Genomic DNA, 25,796 nt, shown 5'->3' on the forward strand with positions numbered 1-25,796 from the left:
GTACATTTCTTGGCACAGATAGTCTCGCTACCCTGCACTCAAGTCGCTGCTAGCTCGCCGTCGTCCGCTGAATACCCGCGGATTTACCAGTTGTTCCGGAGCTTCGGGTCAACGATCTCTGTCCGGATCACGGCCGCCAGCGTCTGGACCGTCGTGGTGATCCCGGTATTCCGCTTGATTTCCTTGCGGATGATGTCCAGCACCGAGTCGGACAGGATGACGTCCAGAAGTGCATCCGGCGACGTTGCCGCTCGGTGCTTCCACAGCTCATCGATCCGGCGGCGTTTGAGCGCCTCCCGGTGGAGGAAGAACATTTTGTCCGCTTTTGCCTCCAGCGATTCGGGGCCGAGGAGGTCAACCTCGAAGGCGAGATTCACAATCACGGGGAGTCCGCCGGTGAGGTGGTAGGCCTGCCAGACCTGGCCGTTGGTGAGGATCATCCATTCCACCCCCTCGTTGACCGCATACATTTGGACTTGGCGAAGGTGGCGCTCACCGAGTTTCTGGCTCACCCGCTTGACCTCGATGAAGGCAACCAGCTGCTTATCAATTCTGACGCCATAGTCCGCGAAATCCTGCTTGACCATGTACTCGGTGGTCAGGTCGCGGAATTTGTCGTAGCCCAAACCCTCGCAGAGCATGTCCGTGATCAAGAGGCGGGTATCGCCCTCATTGGCGTCACGGGTCAGGAGATCGTGGAGTGGCCTGGTGAATCGCTGCACGGCAGCTTGAACCTGCTCACGCGCCTCGGACTCCCACTTCGGTACCTTGGCGGTTGGCGGCGTGGGTTTGATCTCCGCGACGACTGTGACGGATTCGGCGGCGTCGACTGCCACCAGGCTTACTTCCATCGCCGGCGGCGCTGGCGCGTCGGCCGAATCTTCGTCGGCTGGAACGGCCCGGAGAGCGTGCGCTGCACCCACGGGACGCGACAATTCGTCGGGGAGTTGGACATGCGGGTCCACCACGCCAAAAGCCGCTTGTTTCAGGAGCCACTGGATTGTCGGCAACCACGGCTGGACTTCCTTCCTGCTCACACCCGGGGCCTCGACGGTTCTGGCCGCGGAGATGGCCTCCAGATCGGCGATGCGCGGAACAAGGTGACCCTGCCCGGCTGCCTCAGTTGCCCACTGAGAGAGCACCTGCAGGCGCGCCTGATACTTGATGTCTGTCATTTTCCCCCCAATTGAATTCAATCCTTACTGGAAATTGACTTCATGTGAATGCTTTCAAGCAAGAGCCGCACTGCGTCTGAAATTCGCCAATTAGACGAGACCATACACGGCCGCCGTGTCCGGCTCCGCCCGCGCCACGACTCCACTTGGAGCGTACCCGTCCCGGACGTCGGAATGCCTGAAATTCCAGAACTGCAAGGGCGTTGGCCGCGAGTCCATGCCTTCGCCGCCTCATTTGCTTTTGGCCCCAGCGTAAGGCGGCTTCGACATCGCCTCCATTCCGGCTAGGATCGCTCTCGAACCCGGCCTGATCGGCATGGTCTGGGTCCTCACCCCCGCTAACTTCACATGTACACGAGGAACTAGCGCAGGGACGGGCTCGTTGGGACCTGAGGACGCGAGTATTTTCAAACTAGCTGGAGGTTGAGAAATTATGGGATTGAGCTTGCAGAAGGGTCAGTCGCTGTCGCTGACCAAAAAAGACGGCGGTTCGCTCACCAAGACCAAGATGGGGCTGGGCTGGGACTCGGCGGCTCCGGTCAAGAAGGGCTTTTTCGGAAAGGCCAAGACTGTGGAGGTCGACCTCGATGCGTCGGCCATTTTCTTCGACGCGGCCGGCAAATCGCTGGATCAGGTCTGGTACAACCAGCTGCAGAGCAAGGACGGCTCCACGCGTCACACCGGCGACAACCTGACGGGCGATGGCGACGGCGATGACGAGACGATTCTGGTGAACTTGGAGCTCGTCTCCCCGGCCGTGGCACACATCGTCTTCGTCATTAGCAGCTACACCGGCCAGACCTTCGATCAGGTACAGAACGCCTTCTGCCGGCTGGTGGACGACTCCACGCCGGGAAGCCCGGAAATTGCCAAGTACCAGCTGACCGACTCGGGAACCCATTCGGCCATGATCATGTCCAAAGTATCCCGTGATGGCGCGGGCTGGACTTTTAAGGCCATCGGGGAGCGCGCCCAGGGCCGCTCGGTCGCGGATTTGATCGCACCTGCCGCTGCCGTCCTCTAGCCGTTCGAAGGATCCCCTAATTTGTCGAGCCTGACCCTTACCAAAGGTAATAATCTCTCTCTCACCAAGGCCGATCCCGGCCTGGTACGGGCACTGATCGGCCTGGGCTGGGATCCGAGGACCACCAGCGGCGAAGCCTTCGACCTGGACGCTTCGGCGCTCCTGGTCGGGGCGGACGGCAAGGTCCGGTCCCAGGACGACTTCATCTTCTACAACCAACTCCAGGCCAAAGACGGTTCGGTGGTCCACCAGGGCGACAACCGCAGCGGTGTGGGGGACGGCGACGACGAACAGATCCTGATCGACCTCAGCCTGATTGCAGCAGACGTCGACCGCGTTGTCGTCGTTGTTTCCATCGACCAGGCGGATGCCCGCGGCCAGAACTTCGGCCAGATCCGTGGCGCGTACTGCCGTGTGCTGAACCAGGACACGGAGCATGAAGTGGTCCGCTACGATTTGAGCGAGGATGCGGCACCTGAAACGTCAATGATTTTCGCCGAGATTTACCGCAACCGTGCCGAATGGAAGTTCCGGGCGGTTGGCCAAGGCTATGCCACGGGCCTCCACGGCATCGCCACCGATTTCGGCATCTCGCTGGACTAGTTCGCAAGACCGATTCAACACGAAGGAATGGTACAAACATGGCAGGACTAACCCTTACCAAAGGCAGCAATCTGTCCCTGACGAAGAGCGCACCAGGCCTGACGAAGGCTGTGGTGGGGCTGGGCTGGGACCCGCGTACGACGACGGGTGAGGCCTTCGACCTCGACGCCTCCGCCCTCCTGGTGGCCGCGGATGGCAAAGTCCGGTCCTCCGCGGACTTCATTTTCTACAACCAGCCCGCTGCCGCGGACGGCTCCGTCAGCCACTTGGGGGATAACCGGTCCGGCGAAGGCGCCGGCGATGACGAACAGATCCTGATCGATCTCTCCCTGGTTGCGGCTGACGTCGAGCGTGTTGTCATCGTGGTCTCCATCGACCAGGGTGAAGCGCGCGGCCAGAACTTCGGCCAGGTGCGCAGCGCCTACTGCCGGGTGGTCAACCAGGTCGATGACAAGGAAATCGTCCGCTACGACCTCAGCGAGGACGCGGCGCCCGAAACGTCGATGATTTTCGCCGAGGTCTACCGCAACAACGGTGACTGGAAGTTCAAGGCCGTCGGACAGGGGTACGCCACCGGACTTGCCGGCATCGCCAAGGACTTCGGCGTCGACCTTAGCTGATTAGTTTCCCGGACTGGGTAGAGTCCGGACTGGCTACTTCCGCTCCGCATCGTTTCCACCTGAGGTGGTGTCCCGGCCAATCGAAACCGGGACACCACCGATCTCTTGAAAAGGCAGCATCATGAATTCTCCGTTGACTCCCCCCGACGCCGCAGAGGCTTCATTGGTGCTTCAGGCTCCGGACGCCCCTGCCATAGTTCAGCCCGAAGACGCGCCCGGCATGGTGCCGGTCGCCGACGAACGACGGGCCGAGATCAACAGGCAGGCAAGGGAGTTCGTGGCCGGCCTGGCACAGCTGGACGCGCGCAGCCCGGAGTTCTCCTCACAGGTCGATGGCATCAATAAAATCGGCAGCGCCGAGATCACAGCGTCCAGCAACTCCTCCAGCAGGCTGCTGGAGCGTTCTTCGACGTCCATTGCCGGCGCCAAGAAGTCCGGGAACAGCGCTCAGGTGGCGGTCGCCAACACCCTGGGTGAGCTGCGGAGCACGGTGGAGGACCTCACTCCCAACCAGGCCAACATGAGCGTGGGCAAGAAGATCCTGGGCTTCATCCCCGGTGGCAATAAGCTGGCCAAGTACTTCCAGAAATACGAGTCGGCGCAGACCCAGCTGAACCAAATCATCAAGGCCCTGATGACGGGCCAGGACGAGTTGCTCAAGGACAACGCCAGCCTGGCCAACGAAAAAGTCCAGCTCTGGGAAACGATGCAGGCGCTGAGCGAATATGCAGTCTTCGCCAAGGCCCTGGATGCCGCCTGCGTGGAGAAGATCGACTCCGCCCGCGCCGCCGGGCAGATTACCGAGGCCCAGAAGATGGAGGCGGACGTCCTGTTCCCCGTGCGCCAGCGCCACCAGGACATCCTGACTCAGCTCGCCGTATCGGTGCAGGGGTACCTGGCGATGGACCTGATCCGTAAGAACAACGTTGAGCTGATCAAGGGTGTGGAGCGTGCGCGCACCACCACCATCTCGGCGCTGCGCACGGCGGTGATCGTGGCCCAGGCCCTGGCCAACCAGAAGATGGTCCTGGACCAGATCGACGCCGTCAATACCACTACCAACAACATGATCCTTAGCACCAGCGAAATGCTCAAGGACCAGACTTCGCGAATCCACCAGCAGGCGTCCAGCTCCGGGGTCAGTGTGGAGACGCTGCAGAAGGCCTTCGACAATGTGTTCGCCACTATGGACGCCATTGACACCTTCCGGTCCGAGGCGGCCAAGAACATGGAGAGCACCGTCGGGGCCCTTGAAGCCAGTGTGTTGAAGGCCAAGCCGTACCTGGAACGCGCACGGCAGGGCCAGACAGACTAGGTGACAGCGAAGCAGCAGGCGGTACCGCAGTGATTGGTAAGTTCATCGGCTCCCTGTTCGGCGGAGACCCCGCGCCGAGCATCGCCGAGCAGGCTCCGGAGCCAACGGCCGACGCCGAGCTGGCGCAGGCCGCCGGGTCCATGGACAACCTGCGCAGCGCCATCCGGCGGGCCGGCGCTGAGTTGCCGACGTCGGTGTCGTCGCAGCTGCGCCAAATCGACGATGTGCTGCGTCCGCTGGTCAGCCATATGGCCGAGCACGGGGCTTCGATGGAGCAGCAGGTGCTGTTAAATTCCATCGTCTGCAGCTACATCCCGGATCCCCTGCGCACGTTTCTGGCGCTCCCGGACAGTGCCAGGACTGAGGAGTCCGGGCCGACGGGGCTGCTGGCGGAGCAGCTCGCCACGCTCGAGGAAATAGCCCGGGACCTGGCCAATCAGGTGCGGATCGGTGCCATTGCCGAGCTGTCCACCCACGGCCGGTTCCTCGAAGATAAGTTCGCGCCGTCCGCGCTTCGTTTGGAAGGCCGCTGATGGGCAACCTTGTGGCCGGGGCCAACGCGGCGCTGACGGCCGAGAACCCGGGACTGACCAAGATCCTGGTCGGCCTGGGCTGGCAGTCCATCCCCAGCCGGGGGCCCCAGTCCGAGCTGGTTCCGCTGGCGATCATGTGCGACGCCGGCGGCCGGGCCGTCTCGAATGATCACCTGGTGTTTTTCAACCAGATCGCCAGCCCGGAGGGCTCGGTGGCCTTCGCCGGCACCGACGACCAGGAGCAGATCGACGTCGACCTGTCCCTGGTGCCGGCCAGCGTCGCCAAGATCACGTTCATCGTCTACGTTGACCCCGATCTCCGCGGGCCCGGCACCTTCTCCGCCATCCGCGGCCAGTACATCCGCGTGGCTACCGCACAGAATCAGGAGCTGGTGCGCTTCGATATCCCCCAGTCCCCGCAGGACAGCATCACTGCCATGATGTTCGGCGAACTGTACCGCCACCGCGAAGACTGGAAGTTCCGGGCCCTGGGCCAGGGCTACACGACCGGCCTGCGCGGCGTGGCAGCCGACTTCCGGTTCGACGTCTAGGCGATGGCACTGAACAGGTCCAATATCCGCACGGACATCACCTACCTCAGCCGCCGGATCAAGCCGTCTGCGCGCGCTGAAACATCCGCCCCGGCACCCGTCCGGGCGACAGTGCCGCCGTCGTCTCCTGGGGCCCCGGCAGCCACCCCATCGCTGTCCCTCAGCCGATCGCCGGCGCCCGCCTCCCCGGGACCAGCCACGTCAGCTGCCACCCCGTCGGCCGGAGCCCTGCCCGTGGCCGCGGCCCGGCCTACCCGGCTCTTTCCGGCTCCCGGGATCGGCGCGACTGGGCTGCTCAACGCCCAGACGCCGATGGTCCGCCTGGACCCGCGTCAATCTGCGATTGGCAGCCTGCTGGTGACGGGGGCAACCTCGGCGGCATGGGAAAGCTCAGAGCGCGTGACCGGGGCCATGACCGTGGACGGTGCTGTCTCCGGCACTTCCATCACGTGCTCGGGAAACCGCCCGCTGGTCGGCTACGAGGATGGGACAGCCGCCGTGACGCTTCGGCATATCCGCGAGTTGCGGCGGGCGCTCTTTATCGGACAGCCTTCAGCCCCGCTGACCGCGGAGATCTTCGACGGCGGCACCGTGACGCTGCCCGCGGCCGAGGGAGAGCTTAGATACATCCTCTCCCTGACTGCGATCGATGGAGTCATCGAGCTGCGCGCCGAACCGGTTCCTGCCCGCGCCGAAGCCGCCGAGCTCTGGCAGGAATTCGGCTTTTCCATGACCATCAAAGCTGCCGTCCGCCGGCAGGGACCCTGACGGGACGGCATGCGCCATTTCAGTTTTCTCAGCGACGAGCATGCCTCGCGCCTTTTCCACATCGCGCCGCAGGAGCTTAACCTGGGCTCGGCGCCCGCGGTCCTGGCCGTGGCCCTGGGCGCGACGCTCTACACTCCGGCGGACCGCCCGAACCTGGCGCAGGATATCCGCAAACAGGCGGCCCGAGGCTGCCTGAGCATGGTGATCTGCCTCGAGGATTCCATCGCCGATAATGCGGTGGACTCCGCCGAGACCAACGTCGTGGACACGCTGACCCGGCTGCATGCCGGTTCCGCCGGCACTCGCCGCGGGAGCGGCATCGGCAGCGACGATGACTGGACTGGCGACGGCTGCAGCGACACCGAAGGTGCCTTCCACTCCGACGAAGGGCCTTTGCTGTTTCTCCGGGTCCGCACCCCGGAACAGATGCTGGGCCTGGCCCGCCGCTGCGGCAAGGCCCTGGACCTGCTGATCGGCTTTGTCATCCCGAAGTTTGAGAATGAGACCGGCCGGGCGCAGCGGTTCCTTGATGCCTTGCATGACATCAACGCCTCCCGCGGTGGCGGCCGCAGGCTGCGGATTATGCCCATCATGGAATCCCCGCTGATGATCCACGGCGAAACCCGGGCAGGGACCTTGTCCGGTATCTGCGACGTGCTTCAAGCCAATCGGGACGACGTCCTAGCCGTCCGGGTGGGCGCCACGGACATGTCCAGTGCTTTCGGCCTGCGCCGCTCCCGGGACCTGACCATTTATGACGTCAAGGTGGTCGCCTCCGTGATCGGGGACATCGTGAATATGCTGGGCCGGCCGGACAACGGGTTCGTGATCTCCGGCCCGGTCTGGGAGCACTACAGCAACAGCGAGAGGGTGCTGCGCCCACTGCTGCGGCGCACTCCTTTCGCCGATGCAAATGAGATGCCCCTGCGCGATCGGATTCTGACGGCCAACCTCGACGGGCTGATCCGCGAAATCGAACTGGACCTGGCCAACGGGCTGCTGGGCAAGACGGTCATCCACCCCACCCACGTCCCGCTGGTCCATGCCATGTGCGTCGTCAGCCACGAGGAATACGTGGACGCGCTGGAGATCGCCGGCAAGAACGGCGGCGGCGCCTCCGCCTCTCCATACGGCAACAAGATGAATGAGATGAAGCCCCATCAGGCATGGGCCGGCCAGACGCTGCTGCGTGCCGCAGCTTTTGGCGTTGCCGCCGAGAACATCACCTACGTTGACCTTCTGGAAGCGAGCATGAATTGAGCCAGCACCCCTGGACCGGCGGCTTCGTGCAGGACGCCCTCGGCGTCGGCATCAAGACGGACCACTCCGCGAGCCTGCTGCCGGTCGAGGACCTGGTGGGACTAGCACTGCGTCGCAACCCCAAGCGGGCCCACCTGCTGGTGTCCCGGGTGCTGGGCAAACACGTCCCGTCGGAACCCGGGCTGGTCATGGCCGCCGGTGAGCTGCTGGGCGTGCTGGTCGGCGAGGCGCTGTCCGCCACCCCGGAATCCGTATCCGCCACTCGGACCATTGCGGCCGGGCTCGCCGCGCTCATGCGCGGGGAAACGCACGACGACGGCAGGCGGGCCGCGTTGCGTAGCCTCCGGCGAGAGCTCGCCGGGTTGATGACCCGCAACCAGCAGATTATTACCATCGGCTACGCGGAGACGGCAACCGGTCTGGGGCGGCTTGTGGCCGACACGATCGGCTCGTATTACATCCATTCATCCCGGCACGCCGCGGTGGGCGCCGCCGCCTATGGGTCCTTCGAGGAATCACATTCGCACGCCACCTCACACCGGCTGCTGCCCACGGATCCGCGGCGCCTGAACGCCCCGGAACCGGTGGTGCTGGTGGACGACGAACTCAGCACCGGGGCCACCATCATCAACACCATCACCGAACTCCACGCCCTCGCGCCCCATCCGAGTTACACGGTGGCCACACTAGTGGACCTGCGAACACCGGGCGACCGGGCCAGGTTCGACGAACTGGCGAAACGGCTCGGAACCCGCATCCGGGTGGTGGCCCTGGGCACGGGGCAGATCACCCTGGGCGCGGACATTCTCAAACGTGCCGGGGAGGTTGTGGCGGCATTGCCACAGGCGCCGGTTACTCCCGATTCGGCACCCGGAACGGTGACTTTCCTCAAGCCACCGGCGGTCGGCGCATCCGTCCGCAGCGACCGGTTCGGCAACGGCGGTTCCCCGCAGGCGGACACGCTGGCCCACATCGGGGAATCGATCCACCGGGCCCTTCCGCAGGCGGCCGCCGCGGAGCCCGTCCTGGTCCTGGGCAGCGAGGAGTTCATCCACGTCCCCCTGGCCGTGGCCGACGCACTGGACCGGCTGAATCCGGACCGGGGCGTCCGGTTCTCTACCACCACCCGCTCTCCAATCGTCGCCCTGGACCGCCCGGACTACGCCATCACGGGGACGGTGCAGTTCGCCAGCCATGACGCCACCGTGGACGGCCCCGGTGTGCGCTTCGCCCACAATGTTTCCCCCGCCGGCCGCAGATTCGGCACGATCGTCCTGATGCCTGAACCGGGGACCCCCGCGGAGGCCCTTTCGGGTCCCGGCAGCGTGACGGAGGCGCTCAGCGCCGTCTGCAGCGCCGTCGTCGTCGTGCTCCTGCCTGCCTCACCCATCCTCCCTGCTCCGCTGGCGGGACCGGCGTTCGGTTCCTACGCACCGGAGGAAGTCACCTGGCTGCTCAAGGACATCGGTGATGCCGCGCTGGAAGCGCCGGCGGCCGATCGTGAAGCCGTGATGCAAGCGGGTGCCGGGAGGTATGCAGAAACCCTGCCGATCGAATATTCGCCCTCCCAGCAGTACCAGCAGCTGTACCGGGATGCCGTGGAACGCTCCTCCGCGCGCGTGGCGCAGGCCGTAGGCACCGTGACCGAGATGGCGCTGGCCGTGCGACGGAACCGGCCGGTGTTGGTTTCCCTGGCCAGGGCCGGCACGCCGGTCGGCATCCTGATGCGCCGCTGGGCCGAGCAGATCCATGGCATCGACCTGCCCCACTACACGATGAGCATCGTACGCGGTGTCGGGCTGGACCAGACGGCGCTGCGATACCTGGCCGCCCACCATGATCCGGAGCACATCCTCTTTGTGGATGGCTGGACCGGAAAGGGCGCGATCACCCGCGAGCTCTCTGCCGCCCTCGACCGCTTCGCCGAAACCGACGGTGTTGCGTTCCCGAAGGACCTCGCCGTGCTCGCCGATCCCGGGCACTGCGCCGACATGTACGGCACCCGCGAGGACTACCTCATACCCTCCGCCTGCCTGAACTCGACGGTGTCCGGGCTCGTGTCCCGCACGGTCTTCAACATGGAGTTCATCGGCCCGGACGACTTCCATGGGGCCAAGTTTTACCATCAGCTGCGCGGTGACGACGTCTCACGGGAATTCCTAGCCGCCGTCTCCGGCCATTTCCGAACCGTCGAAGCGTTCGCCCGGACCGAAGCCCGGGCCCTGCTGGCCGCGGACCGGACGCCCACCTGGGCAGGCCGGCTCGCGGTGGAAAGCCTCGGCCGGGAATACGGGATCGACGACCTGAACCTCATCAAACCCGGAGTCGGCGAGACAACACGGGTGCTGCTGCGCAGGGTGCCGTGGAAGATCCTGGTGCGTCCTGATGCCGCGGCCGAGATAGCGCACATCCTGCTGCTGGCTCAACAGCGCGGTGTGGCGGTGCTGGAAGTGCCGGGCCTGCCCTTCAGGTGCGTGGGGCTCATCGATCCGGGGTTCAGCGGCGGGGCATCCGGTGCTGACGGATTCGCCGAAGAATCAACAGCGGTGGCCGCCCAATGAATTCCGTCCTGGTGGCCTCGGATCTGGACCGGACCCTGATCTATTCGGCGAAGGCCTTCTTTTTGGACGTCCCCGACCACCTGGCCCCGGCCATGGTGGTTGCGGAGCTCCACCGGGGGGTACCCATCTCATTTATGACCCGCACCGCCGAACAGCTGCTGCTTGAACTCACCCGGACGGCCATCTTCGTCCCCGTGACAACCCGGACCGAGGCCCAGTACCGGCGGGTCCGGCTGCCCGGTGCCGTGCCCGAATACGCGATCACCACCAACGGCGGTGTACTGCTCAAGAACGGCGAGCCGGACATCGAGTGGCAGACCAACGTCGGGCAGAAGGTCTCGGAAGGCTCCGCGCCGCTGGCCATCATCGAGGAATTTCTGTCCCGGGAGGTCTATCGGTCCTGGATACTCCAACTGCGCCAGGCCGAAGAGCTTTTCCTCTACGCCATGGTGGACCGGGAGCTCATGCCCGCGGAATTCGTGCGGGAGCTGGACGCATGGTGTGCCTCGCTCGGCTGGACGGTGTCCGTCCAGGGCCGCAAGCTCTACTGCGTGCCGCACGCGGTGACGAAGAACAGCGCCGTCGCAGAAGTCGCCAGGCGCACCGGGGCCTCCCGGGTGATCGCCGCCGGGGATTCGTTGTTGGACGGGCCGATGCTGGCCGAAGCCGACGTCGCCTTCCGTCCGTCCCACGGAGAACTCGCCGACGTCGACTTCCGCAGGGACCACCTGCGCGTCACCGATACCCGAGGCATCCTGGCAGGCGAGGAAATCTCCCGGCTGATCCATGCCCTGGTCCAGCGCTAAGCACGCGTCTACAGACGGCCTTGCTGGACCGCCCTCATGCAACCTGGACACGGAAGGCGGATCTCCGAATGGCGGGAATGCCACCAGCCACGCTGGAAGTCAATGACGCCGTCGTCCGGTGCCTCGTCCGGGACCAGCGGCCCGATCTCGCCGGCCGTCCCCTGGTGCGGGTCACGAATGGCTGGGACAACGCGACCCTCCGGCTCGGCGACGACCTGGCCGTCCGGCTGCCGCGCCGGGCGGAGGCCGTGCCGCTGATCCTGCATGAGCAGCGCTACCTTCCCGGCATAGCCCGCCGCTCCCCGGTGTCGGTTCCTGTCCCCGTCCATGCCGGCCGTCCGACGTCGGACTTTCCCTGGCCGTGGAGCATCGTGCGGTGGGTCCCCGGAGCCGCCGCGGCCGACGTCGGCCCCGCAGGCCGCGGGCCGGCCGCTGAAAGCCTGGCCGATTTCCTCCTCGCCCTTCACGTGCCTGCCGAACCCGGTGTCCCGGTGAATCCTGTCCGGGGCGTGCCGCTGCTGGAGCGTGACGCTGCGGTGGGGGAACGACTCCGGGACCGCGCACGCTACCCGCAGGCGGCAGCGCTGGGAGCGGTGTGGGCGCAGGCCCGTGCCGCTCAAGCCTGGGACGGTCCGTCCATGATGCTCCACGGGGACCTTCACCCGGGCAATGTCCTGCTGGCGGACGGCGGCTCGCTGGCCGGCGTCATCGATTTCGGCGATGTCGGGGCAGGGGACCCGGCTGTCGATCTTGCGGTGGGATGGCTGATGTTCGACGCCGCCGCCCGCCACCGCTTTATGGACGCCTTTGGCCCCGCCGTGGAAGGGGACACCTGGCTGAGGGCCCGTGGCTGGGCGCTTATCCTGTCCACCGCCCTGCTGAGCAACTCCGACGACAATCCGCGGATGTTCTCCGTGGGGGAGTTCGGGATCAGGCAGATCCTGGAAGGCTGACTTTGCCTCCTGCCCTCCTGCCCTCAGCCCAGCAGGTCGTCCTGATAGCACCAGCGCCAGTCTTCGCCCGGCTCGATGCTCCGCATGACCGGGTGCCCGGTCGCTTCGAAGTGCCTCGAGGCGTGGCTTCCGGGCGAGGAATCACAGCACCCCACTCTGCCGCACGCCAGGCACATCCGCAGGTGCACCGTCGTCGTGCCTTCCCTCCGGCAGTTCGCGCAGAAGGGGTCCGCGGGTACCTCCGGAGATCGGGCCGACTCGAGGTGGGCGCATACTCCGCCCGGCCTCGCGATCCCTTCCCCGCCGCCCTCGCCGGAGGTGTCCACCTCGTCCAGCGCCATGTCCAACATGGATTCCTCAACATCCAGCCGGTCCAGCACAGCACTGAGGACCTCGTGCGCGTACTCGCCGCCCCGTCTCAGTTCCAGTACCTTGGCCCGTTCCGCTTCCAGCATGGCCAGCCGCAGCCAGGCGTAACGCGCGCTGGGGGTCGCCGTTTCCGCCGACGGGCGTCCGAGCCGTTCCCAAGCAGCCAGCCCGCGCTCCTGGGTGCGCCGTTTCAGCATGGCCACCACCTCGGGCGGATCGTTCTCCGTGCGCAGTTCCTGCAGGCGTGCCACGCCCGCAACGGTGGCCAGCTGCATCAGCGAAGCCTGGTTCAGCGCGTCTTCGCGCTGGTCCGGGCCCTGGACCTTCAGGAGACGGACCAGCCCCGGAAGAGTGAACCCCTGCAGCGTCAGCGTGCCGCCCACCACCACCAGGGCGGCCAGAATCAGCACCGAACGGTGCTCCAGGTCTGCAGGCAGCACCAGCACCGCGGCCAGCGTGACCACTCCCCGCATCCCGGCCCAGGAGACAATCGCCGCGAACTGCCACGGCGGCGCCGGGTCCTTGCGCTGCACGGCCGGAATCAGGCGGGGCAGGTACGTGGCCGGGAAAACCCACACCGGCCGGAGCACCAGCACCGCCAGCAGGATCAGGGCACAGCCGGCCCAGATCCGCCCGGCGCCCAGGGAGTCGTCTTGGACGCCGTCGATGATGGTCCGCACCTGCAGCCCGATCAGCAGGAATACCGAGTTCTCCAGCAGAAACTGCACAGTGTTCCAGTTGCTGCGCTGGCTCAGCCGGGCGGCGCCGTTGGGCATGGATGGCGCCTTGGTGCCCATCACCAGCCCGGTAACGACGACGGCGAGTACGCCGGACGCGTGGATCGCCTCCGCGGGAAGGTAGGCGACGAGCGGGGCTATCAATGACGTCGACGTGTTAATGGCGACGTTCCGGGTCCGCTTGCGGAGCTCGGTCAGCACGTAGGCGGCCGCCATGCCCACCGCCACCCCGCCCCCGGCCGCGAGCAGGAAATCCCCGGCGATCCCCGTCACGGACACCGACCCCGAAATGGCGGCGATGGCGGCGCGAAGGCAGATCAGGGCGGTGGCGTCGTTGACCAGGGATTCACCCTCCAGGATGGTGACGATCCTGCGTGGCATCCGCACCTTCCTCGCGATGGCGGTCGCCGCCACAGCATCCGGCGGCGCCACGACCGCGCCGAGAGCGATAGCGGCAGCCAGCGGGATTTCCGGGAACAGCCACCAGACCACAAAGCCCACGGCGAAGGTTCCGAAGATGACATAGCCCACCGAGAGCAGTCCGATGGCGCGGCGGTTGGAGCTGAAATCGAAGAGCGAAGTCCGCAGCGCCGCGGCGTACAGCAGCGGAGGCAGCAGTCCCACAAGGACCACTTCAGGGTTCAGCTCAATGGGTGGAACGAAGGGGAGGAAGGAGCCCGCCACGCCGGCCAGCACCAGCAGCAGTGGAACCGAAATGTTGAGCTTCCGGCCCAGCGCGCTGCCGGCACAGACCACCGCCACGAGAACCAGGAGTCCCAGCGCGATGTCCATTGGCACATTGTCTCAGCTGGCGGAAAAGGTGTCTGGGCCGGCCAGACATTTTCTGTGGCCTGCGCCGGATGCGGGCTGAAGCTTGCCAACGTGCGGGTGGCCTGGGTGCGGCCATATTCAGCGTGTTCGGAACGAAAACCACCGCGCCAATGATCCTTCCCAGTTCACCCGCCAGCAACCAACACGCCCTCCAACGTTCTCCCGCGACCAGCAGTCTTTGCACGCCCCCCTTTTGCCCGGCACGTCCCCATCTGCCGGGCGGAGAATCCCCTGCATTCAAGGAGTACTCCGTGTTCGTGAAAAGCACCCTTGCCGCCGTCGCCGTCCTTGCCTCCCTGGCCGGGACAGCAGCAGCCCCCGCGCAGGCAGAGGCACCCAAGCCGGCACCCGTCGTCGTCGGCCAGCCGCTCGCCCAGGCGCATGCGCACAACGACTATGAGCACGACCGCCCCCTGTTCGATGCGCTCGAGCATGGCTTCACCAGCGTGGAAGCGGACGTGTGGCTGGTGGACGGCGAGCTGCTGGTGGCCCACGACCTGGAGGATGTCCAGCCCGGCGTTACGCTCGAGAGCCTCTACCTCGATCCGCTCCAGGACCTGGCCCGCGGCCAGGGCCACAGCGTCTACCCGAAGTGGGACGGCAGCCTGCAGCTTCTGATCGACATCAAGAGCGACGGCGAATCCACCTACGCCGCAATCGAGCAGGAACTGGCCGAGCACCGCGACATCATGAGCCGCTACAGCCACGGGACCACCAAGACCGGCCCGGTCACCGCGGTCGTCAGCGGAAACCGCCCGCTGGCCACCATGCAGGCGCAGGAGCAGCGCTTCAGCTTCTACGACGGCCGCTCCGCAGACCTCACCTCCGGACAGCCCGCCGGCCTGATGCCGCTGGTCAGCGACAACTGGACCAAGCTGTTCACCTGGCAGGGCGTGGGCCCCATGCCGGAGACCCAGCGCGCCAAGCTGCGCGCCTACGTGGCCGAGGCGCACTCCAATGGCTACCGCGTCCGCTTCTGGGCCACCCCGGACATGCCCGGCACCGCACGCGAAGCCGTCTGGAATGAACTCTTCGACGCCGGCGTGGACCACATCAACACCGACGACCTCGCCGCGCTGCAACAGTTCCTGACCGCCCGCGCGGCCTAAGCCGCACACCCCAAGCCCCAACCCCGCAACGAAGAGGAACACCGTCATGCCTTCAAAGACCATCAAAACGACGACGGCGGCAGCCGTCCTGGCGCTCGGGCTCCTTGCGTCCCAGCCCGCCACGGCCACCGCAGCCGACGACGCCGCGGACAGCCAGGCGTTCACGTTCGGCGTGATCGGCGACATCCCCTACGGCGAGGCCGAAATCGCGACGTTCCCCGCCCGCATCCGGGACATCAACGCCGACAGCGCGCTGAAGTTCGTCACCCACGTGGGCGACATCAAGAACGGCTCCTCGGTTTGCTCGGACGAGTACTTCGAGAACATCCGCGCACAGTTCGACACCTTCGAGCACCCGCTGGTCTTCACCCCGGGCGACAACGAATGGGTGGACTGCCACCGCACCAACAACGGCGCCTACAACCCGCTGGAACGGCTCGACAAGCTGCGGGAGGTCTTCTTCGACGAGCCCGGCAAGACCCTGGGCGCCACCATGCCGGTCAAGACCCAGGCGGACCTCGGGCTGCCGGAAAACGTCCGCTTCGCCCAGAACCGGGTGGCGTTTTCCGTGCTGAATATCCAGGGCAGCAACAACTCGCTGCAGCCGTGGACCGGTCTGGGCGAAACCACGGCCACGCCCGAGCAGCTGGCCGAGGTTGAGCACCGGACGGACGCCGTCGTGGCCCAGATCCGCGGCACCTTCGCTGACGCCGAACGCCGCAATGACCGCGCCGTTGTCCTGATGACCCAGGCCGACATGTTCGACCCGTCCCTGCTCGCCGCCGCCACCGCCGACCCGGACACCATGTCCGGCTTCCGCGAAATCGTGCAGGCCATCATCCACGAAACCAACCGCTTCGACGCCCCGGTTTACCTCGTCAACGGCGACAGCCACGTCTTCGCCGAGAACCGGCCGCTCGCGGAGGGCTCACCCTGGCTGGACATCTACGGCCAGCCCGCCGCCGATGACCTGCAGCGCATCACCGTGGACGGATCCGCCAACGCCACCAACTACGCCAGGTTCACCGTCGCCGGCAACAGTGCCGACGGCGCGGACATTCTGGACTGGGAAAAGGTCCCCTTCAGCCAGTAGGCACCCGACGGAAGCGGGGGGGGGGGGGGGGGGGCCCCCCCCCCCCCCCCCCCCCGGCGGGGGGGGGGGGGGGGGGGCGCCCCCCGCCCCCCCCCCCCCACCGGTGTCATTCCTGGGCGCTGAGGTTCCAGTGGACCCGGATGGCCTCGGCGATGGGGCCGGCGGTGACGTCGACCCGGAAAGCAACGGGCGCGGTCCCTGTCTCTTCGATGACCGAGTCGCGGTACACGCGGCCGCATGACGGGCACAGGGTGTAGAGATCCTCGTCCGCAGGCCATTCCGCCAGCCCGGCGGGGACCGGGGTGTTGTCATCGTTGTAGACGGGGACGCCTTGTGAGTTGGCCTGGATCAACCCGTCCTTGCTGACGGTGTTGCCGCACACGCAGGTGATGGTGGTGACATCGTGACCGATCACATCGGCGGTTTCACTGTCCATGATGACCTCCCCGGTGATGGAAAAGACGTTCTTCAATTAGCTTAGGCCTGCTGCCGACGTCGACGCTTGTAAGTTTCCATTGTGGTGGCTGCCCACCTGCGCCACGATGATCCTATGAACGCTGAAACGCCGACGGCGGCGGAACTGAATCTTCCCCAGGCATTCCTCCTTCTCGCAACCAATGACCAAGACGGCAAACCTGAGGTGCCGATGTTCGCACTCAGGACCACGTTGGCCGGGGCGATACTGGCCGAGCTGGAGCTGATCGGCGCCATCGGGCTGCAGGGGAAGCACGTCAGGGCTAGAGCCACCGCCCCGCAGACGGACCTGCAGCACGAGCTGGAGCTCATCCGTGGCAAGTCCCGGCCCCACACGCCCAAGCGGTGGGTTTCCATGCTGGAGGGCCGCGCCGAAATGCAGCGTGTCTACGAGGGGATGGCGGCACGGGGCATCGTGGAACATGTCGGCGAGAAACACCTGGGCGTGTTCCGGGGCGTGCGGTACCCGGAGAAGGACCACGCTCCGGAGGCGGCGCTCCTGGAAAAGATCCAGGCCGCACTCGGCGTCGCGCCGGCGGCTGCCGGCGCTTCGGAAGTCGCGGCATCCGACGCCGGGACGCCTGATACCGCGGCACCTGCTGCGACGACCGATGCGGCGACTCCCGCACCCGCGAAGCCTTACGCCACGGCGCCCGATGCCAGAACCAAAGCGCTGATCGCCCTGCTTCAGGCGGCCGGGCTGCTCAGCAAGCTGGTACCGTCAGCAGACAAAATCCGGGCCAGTGAACTGGCGAAGGACTATTGGCCTTCCCGCGCGGTGGAGGACGAACTGCGCATGATCAGACTGGCGGAGGAAGAAGAGCCAGGCATCTGAGGTTGCGCCCGCCGTCGCCGTCTCAGGCGGAGGTCGGCACGATGTTGTGGTTGAGGCGGAAAAGGTTGTCCGGGTCGAAACGGTTCTTCAGTGCCACCAGCCGGTCATAGGTATCCGGCCCGTAGGCCTGACGTGCGGCCTCGATGACGTCTTGCCCGATTTCCGCGCCGAGGAAGTTGACGTACTCGCCGTGCTCGCCGAACGGCTGCATGAGAGCGTGGGCCTTCCGGGCGAACGCGCTCAGCCGCTGGTCCTCCGCGGGGTCGTTCCAGAAACCGTAGATGTTCAGCCAGTATTTCGCCGAGCGGTTGGGAAACGCTGTGGCCTCCTCCGGCACACGCCCGAAGGCCCCCTCCATGTGGTGGATATCGATCCCGGTCCCCATCCAGGTCACCTCGGAGGCGAAACCGACCAGAACGTCGACGGCGGCGTCGTCCAGCCGGGAGAACGACAAGTTCTTCCAGTACCCCCGGGAGCCCTTGGGGAAGAGGCTGTCCATGGCGGACTGCCACGCCAGCCAGTCTGTCGGCACGACTTCCTCCTCGTCCGGGGGCGCGGCGGCGCGCAGCCGCTCGATCAGCTCGAGCCCGGGCTGGTGGTTCTCCGACGCCCAGGCAAAGCCGATGATCATCCACGGCTCCTCTCCCATCTCGAGGTCGGGCGGGAGCACCAGGAAGGAGATGATCGGGTTCATTTCGTCGGGCAGATCCTGCGTCCACCGGTCGAACGCGCTCAGCGCGCTCTTCCAGCGGGGCGGGCGGTAGAACAAGTTTCCACCCAGGACGGCATCCGGAAGCGGCCGGGCGCGGAAGGTGAAGGACGAGACCACCCCGAAGTTCCCGCCCCCGCCGCGCTGCCCCCAGAACAGCTCGGGGTTCTCCTGTTCGCTGGCGTGCAGGTGCTCTCCGGTGGCGGTGATGACGTCGGCGGAGACCAGGTTGTCCAGGCTAAGCCCGTCGGACCGGGTCAACCAGCCCACCCCTCCGCCGAGCGTCAGTCCCGCCACCCCGGTTGCGCTGATCACGCCAAGCGGCACGGCCAGTCCGTGCGTGGTGGTGGCCCGGTCGACGTCGGCCAGGGTCGCCCCGGGTTCGACGGTCACGAGCCGGTGTTCGTCGTCGACCTCCACACCGCGCAACTGGCCCAGGTCCAGCACGAGGCCGCCGTCGACAGTGCCGTGGCCGGCGATGTTGTGCCCGCCGCCGCGTACGGCCAGCGGCAGGCCGGTGTGCCGGGCCGTGTGGAGGACGGGGTCAATGTCTCCGACGGCTCCCGCCCGGATGACCGCCCGCGGACGCACGTCGATCATGCCGTTCCAGACCGCCCGGGCCTCGTCGTATAGGGGGTCCTGCGGCTCGATCACCGACCCCGCCAGGCGCCCGCGCAACTCCTTAAGGGCGCGGTCCACGTCGCCGCCCTGCTCTTCCTGATGCGTTGTGCTCATCGGTCTGCTGCTTCCGTGCCATGGGGTCGGCGCCCCTGGTCCAATAGTGGAATTGATCTCGCCGGAGTCGGCGCTGCAGGGTGATACTTCCAGCCGCCAAGGCACTGGAACAGTTCGCGGTGTCCACAGTATAGATTCGCCTGCGCGCCCGGACAACGGTCAACGGACAGCGTGGAGCGCCCGCCTGCATGACCGTTCCGCCGGCGGCCGAACTCGGAGACCCCGCGAAGCTGACCGGGTTTCAAGTGCCATCGTGTCCCCCGGCAGGAGTCCGGCACCAGATCCGGGTCGGCGGCTCAGGGGAGCGCGTACACACGGCGGGCGTTGTCGCGTGCGACGAGTTGCACGATCCTGCGGGCATCCGCCTCGGAGCAGTCGTCGTCGTCGATCCATCCACCGACAACCTTGGTGATGGCGTTGCGCCACAGCCGCGCTCCGAGGTAGTGAAGTTCGGCCGGGCCAAATGCGTCCGAGGAGTACAGGACTTTTGTGAAGGGAGCCAGTTCGAACGAGCGGGCCACCAGATCACGGCTCCGTGACCCCGTGAAGTTCACCGCTAGGCCCACATCGAGGTAGACATTCTCAAAAGCGTGGGCCAAATAGCCGGCTTCGCGCTCGAACGGATAGCAGTGCAGCAGCATGATGGGTGTGTCCCGGGCCCCGGGGGACCGGAGAAAATCCAGGAGGTACATGGGATTGGTTTTGTGGAGGTCCAGGTCGCGGTCACCGAATCCGACATGGAACTGCAGCGGAAGCCTCATCGACACCGCCGTATGAATGCCGTGGGCAATGAGCGTCACGTCGGTGAGCTTCGCATTGGACCCGGCGCGCGGGTCCTCCTGCCAGCGGCGGGCTGCTTCCGTGACCGCAGCCGACGTCGGCCGGCTGAGATCCCGGTCGAATCCTGCGCGGTAGGCGAGAACCGTCTTGACCCCCACTGCGCTGCGGGTGAGCTCGTGAAGCCGCTGGCCGAACTCGTCGACGTAGTCTGCCGGATTGGCAATCTCCCGGAGCAGCGCCTCGGCGACCAGTTCCAGCCGAACGATCTCGTGGGTTCGCCCGCCGGAGACGTCGGCCAGACCGGCCCGTCCGAGGTAGTCAGCGCCATCCAGGCCTGTATCGATCAGCCAGTCGCTCACCCCGGCAGCGCGGGTCATGCGCCGGCACACCTCGAGTTCTCCAAGCTCGGAACGCCGGCTCCAGTAGTCCGCCGGTGAGGCGTGGCGTGGCAGATCAAGAATCCCGCTGCACCAGCGGCGGATGGCGAGCCCGATCTGTGTGTCGTAGGCGTCCTCCGGGTAGGCCAGCGGTTCGGTGTTCCCCTCGTTGAGCGCGTTCTGAAAGCGCGCCTCATCGCCGGCGGCGTGAAACACGCCATGCACGTGGTGATCAACAAGGCTGACGTGGTCGACGAAGTCCGCGAAAGAACCGCCCGCCATTAGATTGACCAGGCGAGTCGAAAGCGTTCGGAAAGCTCGTCCGGCGGGAGGTCCGCGGCGATTCGCTGTTCGTAGCGCCGGACGGCCACTGTGGCATCGACGATTGCGTCGCCCAGAAGCCCGCGGGCCAGGCGCGACGTGTCCAGCGTGTCGATGATGGCGGAGGGGGAGTTGGTGAGCAGCCGGACGTTGGCCCGGCGCCGCTCGTCGTCCGAAAGCCGTCCGGGGTCACCCGGGATCTCTGCCGGAAGCTGGCGCCCGCCGCGGATGCCGTCAAGGGCGATCGCAAGGATGGCTGCGGAGGCCAGATACACGTTTGACGACGGGTCGACGATTTTCACCTCGACGTTGGCCCCGTGCGGATTGCTCTTGCCCTCGTTCAGAAAGCGCACGGAGGCTTCCCGGTTTTCCAGGCCCCAGCATAAATAGGCGCCCGACCACGAGCCGGGTGTCAGGCGGCTTCCGGACAGGACCGATCCCGTGAGGAATCCCTGGACATCGGGAATTCCTGCGATGATGCCGCCCATGGCCGCGCCGCCCTCGGCGGAGATGCCGTGCGGTCCGCTGCCGCCGGAGAACAGCGGCAGGCCGTTCTTGTGGAGCGAAAAGTGCTGGTGGGCGCCGTTTCCGACCGTGCCGGTAAAGGGCAGCGGAGAGAACGAGGCCTGCATGCCGTGGGCCCGGGCGACGATGCCAACGATGATCTTGGAAAGGACCACAGTGTCCGCAGCCTCAACCGGCGAAGCAGGGGGCAGGGAAAACTCGAACTGGTTTCTGCCGTACTCGGCGTGGATCTGCTCCATCGGAATGCCGGCATGGTTCAGCAATGACAGCAGATCATCGAGGAATTCTGATCGATCCAGAAGGCCGGTTGCGCCGTATGGAACCCAGGGTGTGGTCTCCAGCGCTGAACCGTCCGGGGCGACGAGGAAGAATTCAAGTTCGTGGCCCACGAGTGCCTGGTATCCGGCCTCGTCGAGGCTGCCGTCGACAGTGGCCAGAAGGCCGCGGGCACAGGCCGGAGACGCGGCTCCGTCTTGTTCGAAAAGCTTGCCCGGTGCCCATGCCCGGCCGCCCTGCAGGACACGGAGTCCCGCGATATCTATCTTGAGGCGCAAATCGCCTACGGTGGTGATGCTGTCCGTGAAAGCTATCCCGCCGTCGATGGTGAAGACATGCCAGACGGGGGCGGCGCCCATCCCGGATTGCTGGAAGGTTTTGAGCCGGGCTACCGGAACGCTCTTGGCCAGCGTGATGCCCGAAGCATTCACCACCGTCCCGATCACGGTGCGGACCCCGGCCTCTTGGAGCTCGTGTTGAGCCTTGGCAACAGCGGAATCGCCGGCTGACGCGAATTCACTCATGCGCCCATCATGCGGCGCCTCCCCGCCCAATGAAAGGTTCGAAAGATGCGCCGGGCTTTAACTTGCCCCGCTCAGCAGGTTCATTCCTGGGCGCTGAGGTTCCAGTGGACCCGGATGGCCTCAGCAATTGGTCCCGCGGTGACGTCGACCCGGAAAGCAACGGGCGCGGTCCCCGTCTCCTCGATGACCGAGTCACGGTAGACGCGGCCGCAGGAGGGACACAGGGTGGAGTCCATGATGACCTTCCCGGCGCTGGAAGAGACGTCCTTCAATTAGTTTATGCCTGCCGATCTCTGCCCGCACTGGAACGCGACAGCATAGCTCACCCTGGTTCGGTAGGCGCGGCCTTATCGGTTGGTGTACGAGCCCTGTCCTTGAGCCGCCGTGAGGACTTCCGCCAGGGTCGCCATGGAATTGTCGCCGGGGGTGGTCATGGCCAAGGCGCCGTGGGCGGCACCGATTTCGACGGCTTCCTGAACAGAGAGGCCCTGCAACAAACCGTAGATGAGACCGGACGCGAATCCGTCCCCACCGCCTACGCGGTCGAGAATCTCCAGGTCCGTCCGTTCCCGGGAGGTAACGGTTCCGGCCTTTAATGTGTGGCACATTCCATGCCAGTCGTTGCGGCTGGCGCTGCTGACCCTGCGGGTGGTGGCGGACACCATTCCCAAATTGGGGAACCGGGCCAGTGTCCGGGAAGCGATCGAGGTAAATCGCGGCGTGCCAGCCAGGGACGCGGGGGGAGCCTCGATGCCAAGCCTGTCGACAAAGTCCGTTTCACCTCCAATGACGACGTCGGCGGCTGCGGTCAGTTGCGTGAAAACGGCGGCCGCCCGCTCCTGGCCTCCGTGGTCTGCCCACAGGCTCGGACGGTAGTTAAGGTCAACGGACACAACTGTGCCGTGTTTCCGCGCGGACGTCATGGCGGCGATCGCCGTCGCGCAGGAGTTTTCGGAGAGCCCCGCGAAAATGCCGCCGGTGTGGAACCAGCGGACGCCGCGAACGCCGAAGAGGTCCTCAAAGTCCACGTCCTCGGCGCACATCTGTGACACTGCCGTATTTCCGCGGTCGGATACGCCCCGCGCGCCGCGGATGCCAAAGCCTCGTTCCGTGAAGTTCAGCCCGTTGCGGGACTCACGTCCCAGACCGTCATACGGGACCCACTTGATGAGGGAAGTATCCACGCCGCCGGCGCGGGCCAGGCTTTCGATGAGATGTCCGATGTCATTGTCGACGAGTGCTGACAAGGCCGCTGTCCGCTGCCCGAAGACATGGCTCAAGGCCCGGATCGCGTTGTACTCGCCGCCGCCCTCCCAGACGTCGAATTGCCGGGCCGTCCGGATGCGCCCGGCTCCTGGGTCCAGGCGCAGCATGATTTCACCCAGCGCCACGGCGTCGTAAGACGCGTCGGTCTTGACCGTCAGAGGCATCAGATGGGTCCCTGGTTCATCCGGTGGTGTTCGGCCAACGCTGACCGGGTTTCGGCGCAGAGTCGGGCAATTTCCTGGAAGTTGCCCGCAACAATCGCGGCGCGGGGGACCATCCAGCTGCCGCCGGCGGCGAACACCGCAGGATGGTCCAGATAGGTGTTCACGTTCTCCGGACGCAAGCCCCCGCTGGGCATGAACCGCACCTCGGGGAAGGGGCCAGCGAGTGCGCTGAGCATCGGCAGGCCACCTGCTTGTTCAGCCGGGAAGAACTTAACGTGCCGGAGACCGGCGGCAACGGCTGCCTGCAGTTCCGAGGCCGTTGCGACTCCCGGGATGGCGGTGACGCCGCGTTCACGGCACCGCATAACGACGTCGGCTCCGAATCCGGGGCTGACGATGAACTTCGCCCCCGCATCGGCGGCTATATCGACGTCGGCGGCGTTCAGCACCGTGCCGGCACCGAGCAGGAGATCGGTGCGCCCGCGAAGCGCCTTCAGCGCTTCCAGGCCGGCAGGTGTGCGGAAGGTGATTTCGGCGCAGGGGATTCCGCCGGCAACCAGGGCATCGGCGAGTTCGTTCGCCCCTGCAGGGTCATCCAGGACCACCACCGGAACTATCTGGATTTCAGCGAGTATCCCGGTCACGGTTGCTGTCGAGGTGTGAGTCATCGTCCCAGCCACCCGCCGTCCACTGACAGCACCGTGCCGGAGACGTAGTCCGAGGCGCGGCTGGCCAGGAACACGACGGCCCCGGCCATGTCGTCGGCAGTGCCCCAGCGGCCAGCCGGGATGCGGTCCAAGATTGCCTGGGACCGGCTGGGGTCGTTGCGCAACGCCTCCGTGTTGTCTGTGGCGATATACCCCGGGGCGATGGCGTTGACGTTGATGCCGTGGACCGCCCACTCGTTGGACAGCGCCTTCGTCAGCCCGGCGATGCCCGATTTGGCGGCAGTATAGCCGGGGACGTTGATGCCGCCTTGGAAGCTCAGCAGGGACGCGGTGAAAATGATCTTGCCCCCTGCGCCACGCTGGATCATGGCTTGGCCGATTTCGCGGCTCAGCACAAACTGCGAGGACAAATTCACCTGCAGCACGTGGTCCCAGAGATCGTCCGAGTGCTCTGCCGCGGGTGCCCGTTCAATAGTGCCGGCGTTGTTGACGAGGATGTCAACAGGCCGTTCCATGGCGGTCAGTTCGGTGCCAAGGGCGCCGACGGCGGCCCGGTCCGAGAAGTCGACGGTGCGGGCACTGAATGTGCGCCCGAGTGACTGGACAGCCTGGGCGACCTCGCTGTCCTCGGGCTCCAGGGTTGCGCTGACGCCGATGATGTCGGCTCCGGCAGCGGCCAGGGCCTCGGCCATGGCCCGGCCGAGTCCACGTTTCGCGCCGGTGACAACAGCAAGTTTCCCGGTCAAGTCGAAGGGATCAGTGCTCACGCCGGTACCGCCTGGCAATCGACGAGGATCTTCATGGCGTCTCCGGCGGCGAGCCGGCTGAACGCGTCAGCGGTCCGCTCGAGGGGAACGGTTCCGGTGATCATTTGATCGGCCGGTATGACGCCGGCAGCCAGCAGCTCGACCGCCGTTTCGAAGTCCCGGCGTTCGTAGACGCGGGCGCCCACGATGGTCAGTTCGCGCCAGAATACCCGCTGAAGGTCCACAGGCCTGGGCTGGGGGTGGATGGCCACGATCACGAGCCGGCCCCGCACCTTTGCCAGCGCCGTCGCCCCCAGTACCGCGGCTGCAGCACCGGAAACCTCGAAGACGACGTCGGCGCCGGCCCCGCCTGTCCAGGTGTTGACCCATTCGACCTGGTCCTGTGTTTGTGGGTTTAGGACATCAAAGCCCAGCTCTTGAATCATGGCGCGGCGGTCGGCGTCCAGCTCCAGTACGACAACCTCGGCGCCGGCGTGCCGGGCGGTCGTGGCGATGAGGACTCCGATGGGGCCGCCGCCGATGACGACTGCTTTCTCGCCCGGTTGAATCTCGGCGCGGCGGACGTCGTGAACCGACACCGCAACAGGTTCAACCAGTGCGGCGTGATCCAGACGCAGGGAGTCCGGCAGCCTGACCAGGACATTCTCCTGGACGTTCCACTGCTTCTGCAGCGAGCCGGCCGAGTCGATGCCGATGAAGTTCAGATTCTGGCAAATATGCTGATGCCCGGCCTTGCAGGCTGGGCAGTCGCCGCACCAATGTAGGGGCATGACCGTGACCGGGTCGCCCAGGTTCCAGCCGCTGACGCCTTCGCCGACGGCTGAGATGCGGCCGGACATTTCGTGACCGATGATCGCCGGAAAAGTGACCCGGGCGTCCATGTTCCCGTGCAGGATGTGAAGGTCGGTTCCGCAGATTCCCGTGAAGGCAACATCAATCTGGACCTCGCCCGGAGCGGGCGGGCGCTGATTGCTTTCAACGATGTCGATGGTGCTGTTGCCGATGTATGTTGCCGCTGGCATGGCTTCTTCCTTTGCTGAGAGCTTTGCGGGGCCGGGACGTGCCCG

Annotated in this window: 25 protein-coding genes; 14 read left to right on the plus strand and 11 right to left on the minus strand. The window is 66.0% G+C overall.

Annotation, left to right across the window (positions count from 1 at the left end; all coding sequences use genetic code 11):
- Positions 1-83 precede the first annotated feature (83 nt).
- The gene (locus ABIC21_RS04760; protein ID WP_354349268.1) at positions 84-1,175 is read right to left on the minus strand and encodes a type I restriction enzyme HsdR N-terminal domain-containing protein; all 1,092 of its coding nucleotides are present in this window, start codon (positions 1,173-1,175) and stop codon (positions 84-86) included.
- A gap of 433 nt (positions 1,176-1,608) precedes the next feature.
- Between ABIC21_RS04760 and ABIC21_RS04765 the strand changes: the two genes are divergently transcribed.
- From ABIC21_RS04765 to ABIC21_RS04815, 11 genes are all read left to right on the plus strand, one after another.
- Positions 1,609-2,199, plus strand: a complete 591-nt coding sequence (locus ABIC21_RS04765; RefSeq protein ID WP_354349269.1) for a TerD family protein — start codon at positions 1,609-1,611, stop codon at positions 2,197-2,199.
- A 21-nt stretch (positions 2,200-2,220) separates the two neighbouring features.
- A complete protein-coding gene (locus ABIC21_RS04770) occupies positions 2,221-2,802 on the plus strand; it encodes a TerD family protein (RefSeq protein WP_354349270.1) in 582 nt (193 codons plus the stop codon).
- A 38-nt stretch (positions 2,803-2,840) separates the two neighbouring features.
- A complete protein-coding gene (locus ABIC21_RS04775) occupies positions 2,841-3,422 on the plus strand; it encodes a TerD family protein (protein WP_354349271.1) in 582 nt (193 codons plus the stop codon).
- A gap of 121 nt (positions 3,423-3,543) precedes the next feature.
- Entirely contained in the window at positions 3,544-4,737 is a 1,194-nt protein-coding gene (locus ABIC21_RS04780) for a toxic anion resistance protein (RefSeq protein ID WP_354349272.1), read from the plus strand.
- A gap of 29 nt (positions 4,738-4,766) precedes the next feature.
- On the plus strand, positions 4,767-5,270 hold the full coding sequence (locus ABIC21_RS04785; RefSeq protein WP_354349273.1) for a hypothetical protein: 504 nt from the start codon (positions 4,767-4,769) through the stop codon (positions 5,268-5,270).
- Positions 5,270-5,821: a TerD family protein gene (locus tag ABIC21_RS04790; RefSeq protein WP_354349274.1), complete on the plus strand. Its 552-nt coding sequence runs from the start codon at positions 5,270-5,272 to the stop codon at positions 5,819-5,821. Before ABIC21_RS04785 ends, ABIC21_RS04790 begins: the two co-directional genes overlap by 1 nt.
- Positions 5,822-5,824: 3 nt before the next feature.
- The gene (locus ABIC21_RS04795) at positions 5,825-6,589 is read left to right on the plus strand and encodes a hypothetical protein (RefSeq protein WP_354349275.1); all 765 of its coding nucleotides are present in this window, start codon (positions 5,825-5,827) and stop codon (positions 6,587-6,589) included.
- Positions 6,590-6,598: 9 nt separating this feature from the next.
- Positions 6,599-7,849, plus strand: a complete 1,251-nt coding sequence (locus ABIC21_RS04800; protein ID WP_354349276.1) for an HpcH/HpaI aldolase/citrate lyase family protein — start codon at positions 6,599-6,601, stop codon at positions 7,847-7,849.
- Positions 7,846-10,410, plus strand: coding sequence for a phosphoribosyltransferase domain-containing protein (locus ABIC21_RS04805; protein WP_354349277.1), 2,565 nt, complete (start codon positions 7,846-7,848; stop codon positions 10,408-10,410). The genes ABIC21_RS04800 and ABIC21_RS04805 overlap by 4 nt, the downstream gene beginning before the upstream one ends.
- Complete coding sequence (locus tag ABIC21_RS04810) at positions 10,407-11,216, plus strand: HAD family hydrolase (protein WP_354349278.1); 810 nt, start codon at positions 10,407-10,409, stop codon at positions 11,214-11,216. The genes ABIC21_RS04805 and ABIC21_RS04810 overlap by 4 nt, the downstream gene beginning before the upstream one ends.
- Before the next feature lie 77 nt (positions 11,217-11,293).
- Positions 11,294-12,169, plus strand: a complete 876-nt coding sequence (locus tag ABIC21_RS04815) for an aminoglycoside phosphotransferase family protein (RefSeq protein WP_354349279.1) — start codon at positions 11,294-11,296, stop codon at positions 12,167-12,169.
- Positions 12,170-12,192: 23 nt separating this feature from the next.
- On the opposite strand, the gene ABIC21_RS04820 is transcribed toward ABIC21_RS04815, so the two are convergent.
- Positions 12,193-14,067, minus strand: a complete 1,875-nt coding sequence (locus tag ABIC21_RS04820; RefSeq protein ID WP_354349280.1) for a Na+/H+ antiporter — start codon at positions 14,065-14,067, stop codon at positions 12,193-12,195.
- A 290-nt stretch (positions 14,068-14,357) separates the two neighbouring features.
- Between ABIC21_RS04820 and ABIC21_RS04825 the strand changes: the two genes are divergently transcribed.
- Positions 14,358-15,215 (plus strand): phosphatidylinositol-specific phospholipase C/glycerophosphodiester phosphodiesterase family protein, encoded by an 858-nt coding sequence (locus ABIC21_RS04825; RefSeq protein ID WP_354349281.1) that lies wholly within the window; start codon positions 14,358-14,360, stop codon positions 15,213-15,215.
- Positions 15,216-15,261: 46 nt separating this feature from the next.
- Positions 15,262-16,308 (plus strand): metallophosphoesterase family protein, encoded by a 1,047-nt coding sequence (locus ABIC21_RS04830; protein ID WP_354349282.1) that lies wholly within the window; start codon positions 15,262-15,264, stop codon positions 16,306-16,308.
- A gap of 106 nt (positions 16,309-16,414) precedes the next feature.
- On the opposite strand, the gene ABIC21_RS04835 is transcribed toward ABIC21_RS04830, so the two are convergent.
- Positions 16,415-16,744, minus strand: a complete 330-nt coding sequence (locus tag ABIC21_RS04835) for a hypothetical protein (RefSeq protein ID WP_354349283.1) — start codon at positions 16,742-16,744, stop codon at positions 16,415-16,417.
- A 114-nt stretch (positions 16,745-16,858) separates the two neighbouring features.
- On the opposite strand from ABIC21_RS04835, the gene ABIC21_RS04840 reads away from it, so the two are divergent.
- Entirely contained in the window at positions 16,859-17,617 is a 759-nt protein-coding gene (locus ABIC21_RS04840) for a GOLPH3/VPS74 family protein (protein ID WP_354349284.1), read from the plus strand.
- Positions 17,618-17,639: 22 nt separating this feature from the next.
- Here the strand turns inward: ABIC21_RS04840 and ABIC21_RS04845 are convergent, their stop codons facing one another.
- The 8 genes from ABIC21_RS04845 to ABIC21_RS04880 form a co-directional block, all read right to left on the minus strand.
- Complete coding sequence (locus ABIC21_RS04845; RefSeq protein ID WP_354349285.1) at positions 17,640-19,061, minus strand: FAD-binding oxidoreductase; 1,422 nt, start codon at positions 19,059-19,061, stop codon at positions 17,640-17,642.
- A gap of 296 nt (positions 19,062-19,357) precedes the next feature.
- Positions 19,358-20,500, minus strand: coding sequence for an amidohydrolase family protein (locus tag ABIC21_RS04850; protein WP_354349286.1), 1,143 nt, complete (start codon positions 20,498-20,500; stop codon positions 19,358-19,360).
- Positions 20,500-21,864, minus strand: a complete 1,365-nt coding sequence (locus tag ABIC21_RS04855; protein WP_354349287.1) for a type I glutamate--ammonia ligase — start codon at positions 21,862-21,864, stop codon at positions 20,500-20,502. The genes ABIC21_RS04850 and ABIC21_RS04855 overlap by 1 nt, the downstream gene beginning before the upstream one ends.
- A gap of 80 nt (positions 21,865-21,944) precedes the next feature.
- Entirely contained in the window at positions 21,945-22,136 is a 192-nt protein-coding gene (locus tag ABIC21_RS04860; RefSeq protein WP_354349288.1) for a hypothetical protein, read from the minus strand.
- A gap of 75 nt (positions 22,137-22,211) precedes the next feature.
- Positions 22,212-23,294 (minus strand): PfkB family carbohydrate kinase, encoded by a 1,083-nt coding sequence (locus tag ABIC21_RS04865; RefSeq protein ID WP_354349289.1) that lies wholly within the window; start codon positions 23,292-23,294, stop codon positions 22,212-22,214.
- Positions 23,294-23,962, minus strand: a complete 669-nt coding sequence (gene eda / locus ABIC21_RS04870) for a bifunctional 4-hydroxy-2-oxoglutarate aldolase/2-dehydro-3-deoxy-phosphogluconate aldolase (RefSeq protein WP_354349290.1) — start codon at positions 23,960-23,962, stop codon at positions 23,294-23,296. Before eda ends, ABIC21_RS04865 begins: the two co-directional genes overlap by 1 nt.
- Positions 23,959-24,729: a 2-dehydro-3-deoxy-D-gluconate 5-dehydrogenase KduD gene (gene kduD, locus ABIC21_RS04875; RefSeq protein WP_354349291.1), complete on the minus strand. Its 771-nt coding sequence runs from the start codon at positions 24,727-24,729 to the stop codon at positions 23,959-23,961. Before kduD ends, eda begins: the two co-directional genes overlap by 4 nt.
- Positions 24,726-25,751 carry a zinc-dependent alcohol dehydrogenase gene (locus ABIC21_RS04880; RefSeq protein WP_354349292.1) on the minus strand — a complete coding sequence of 342 codons (1,026 nt, stop codon included), beginning with the start codon at positions 25,749-25,751 and terminating at the stop codon, positions 24,726-24,728. Before ABIC21_RS04880 ends, kduD begins: the two co-directional genes overlap by 4 nt.
- Positions 25,752-25,796: the final 45 nt, after the last annotated feature.

Source organism: Pseudarthrobacter sp. PvP090 (assembly GCF_040547365.1).
In the GTDB taxonomy this organism is placed as follows: domain Bacteria; phylum Actinomycetota; class Actinomycetes; order Actinomycetales; family Micrococcaceae; genus Arthrobacter.

Excerpts from the sequence above, each read along its gene's own strand:
- ABIC21_RS04760 (WP_354349268.1), bottom strand. The coding sequence starts at position 1,175 with ATGACAGACATCAAGTATCAGGCGCGCCTGCAGGTGCTCTCTCAGTGG.
- ABIC21_RS04765 (WP_354349269.1), top strand. The coding sequence starts at position 1,609 with ATGGGATTGAGCTTGCAGAAGGGTCAGTCGCTGTCGCTGACCAAAAAA.
- ABIC21_RS04775 (WP_354349271.1), top strand. The coding sequence starts at position 2,841 with ATGGCAGGACTAACCCTTACCAAAGGCAGCAATCTGTCCCTGACGAAG.
- ABIC21_RS04780 (WP_354349272.1), top strand. The coding sequence starts at position 3,544 with ATGAATTCTCCGTTGACTCCCCCCGACGCCGCAGAGGCTTCATTGGTG.
- ABIC21_RS04790 (WP_354349274.1), top strand. The coding sequence starts at position 5,270 with ATGGGCAACCTTGTGGCCGGGGCCAACGCGGCGCTGACGGCCGAGAAC.
- ABIC21_RS04795 (WP_354349275.1), top strand. The coding sequence starts at position 5,825 with ATGGCACTGAACAGGTCCAATATCCGCACGGACATCACCTACCTCAGC.
- ABIC21_RS04800 (WP_354349276.1), top strand. The coding sequence starts at position 6,599 with ATGCGCCATTTCAGTTTTCTCAGCGACGAGCATGCCTCGCGCCTTTTC.
- ABIC21_RS04810 (WP_354349278.1), top strand. The coding sequence starts at position 10,407 with ATGAATTCCGTCCTGGTGGCCTCGGATCTGGACCGGACCCTGATCTAT.
- ABIC21_RS04815 (WP_354349279.1), top strand. The coding sequence starts at position 11,294 with ATGCCACCAGCCACGCTGGAAGTCAATGACGCCGTCGTCCGGTGCCTC.
- ABIC21_RS04820 (WP_354349280.1), bottom strand. The coding sequence starts at position 14,067 with ATGGACATCGCGCTGGGACTCCTGGTTCTCGTGGCGGTGGTCTGTGCC.
- ABIC21_RS04830 (WP_354349282.1), top strand. The coding sequence starts at position 15,262 with ATGCCTTCAAAGACCATCAAAACGACGACGGCGGCAGCCGTCCTGGCG.
- ABIC21_RS04835 (WP_354349283.1), bottom strand. The coding sequence starts at position 16,744 with ATGGACAGTGAAACCGCCGATGTGATCGGTCACGATGTCACCACCATC.
- ABIC21_RS04840 (WP_354349284.1), top strand. The coding sequence starts at position 16,859 with ATGAACGCTGAAACGCCGACGGCGGCGGAACTGAATCTTCCCCAGGCA.
- ABIC21_RS04845 (WP_354349285.1), bottom strand. The coding sequence starts at position 19,061 with ATGAGCACAACGCATCAGGAAGAGCAGGGCGGCGACGTGGACCGCGCC.
- ABIC21_RS04850 (WP_354349286.1), bottom strand. The coding sequence starts at position 20,500 with ATGGCGGGCGGTTCTTTCGCGGACTTCGTCGACCACGTCAGCCTTGTT.
- ABIC21_RS04855 (WP_354349287.1), bottom strand. The coding sequence starts at position 21,864 with ATGAGTGAATTCGCGTCAGCCGGCGATTCCGCTGTTGCCAAGGCTCAA.
- ABIC21_RS04865 (WP_354349289.1), bottom strand. The coding sequence starts at position 23,294 with ATGCCTCTGACGGTCAAGACCGACGCGTCTTACGACGCCGTGGCGCTG.
- eda (WP_354349290.1), bottom strand. The coding sequence starts at position 23,962 with ATGACTCACACCTCGACAGCAACCGTGACCGGGATACTCGCTGAAATC.
- ABIC21_RS04880 (WP_354349292.1), bottom strand. The coding sequence starts at position 25,751 with ATGCCAGCGGCAACATACATCGGCAACAGCACCATCGACATCGTTGAA.